The 901-nt window shown below is 51.5% G+C and carries 1 protein-coding gene; it reads left to right on the top strand.

From position 1 onward, the window contains the following. Nucleotides 1-901 (top strand): porin (locus ACTHS3_RS15535; RefSeq protein ID WP_440368444.1); only part of this gene is annotated, 901 nt, incomplete at both ends.

Raw genomic sequence — 901 nt, 5'->3', positions numbered from 1 at the left:
TCAATGACAATACCTCCCGCATCGGTTTCAAAGGCAGCGAGAACTTGGGCGGCGATTTGAAAGCCATTTGGCAGGTAGAACAAAAAACGGCCATTACCGGCGGTTCCCAAGGTTTTGCCACTCGGGACTCCTTCATCGGCCTGCAAGGTAACTTCGGTAAGATTCGCGCCGGTAAACTCAGCAATATGCTGAATGAAATGGACACCATCGATCCATGGATGTACAAAACCAATGCCGCAGGCTTGGGCATCTTTACCCGTACCGGCAACCGCAACGCCGCTGTACGCTACGACAGCCCGGATTTCGGCGGATTCAAATTCAACGTGTCTTACGCACCGCGCGACAACCGCAATCCTTCAGATAAATACACGCATACCCAAGCGGCCAAAGACCAATACACCGGCGGCGTGAGTTTCTCTAAAAACGGCTTTACCGCCAATGCGGCTTACGGCCACTACAACGGCGCGTACACCGACAAATCAAGCAAAGCCAAAGCGGCGCAAATCGCCAAAGTCGAAACTTATTACGATAAAGACAATCTCTTTGTCGGCGGCGGCGTACAATATGCCAAAGGCCATGAGACAGCCAACAAATATTTAGGCTATTTCACCGATGATTTTAATCAGTACAAGGGTAGTGACATCACTACCGACACAGGCAAAGAGGAAGCCGTGAAAGTAGTTGATGCAGCGGTAACTGTCGGCTACAAATTCGGCAACGTGACCCCACGCATTACTTACGCACACGGCTGGCCTGCCAAGGGCGTGAACAGTGGCGAGAAATTGGTGGATAAATTCGACCAAGTCGTTATCGGCGGCCAATACACCTTCAGCAAACGCACCGGCATCAATGCTCAACTGGCGTATCTGAAAGTCGGCAACAAAACCCGTCTGACTGCGGC

Source organism: Neisseria sp. P0009.S007 (assembly GCF_051962515.1).
The sequence above is the reverse complement of the archived record's forward strand: the minus strand, read 5'-3'. Positions and strand labels throughout refer to the sequence as shown.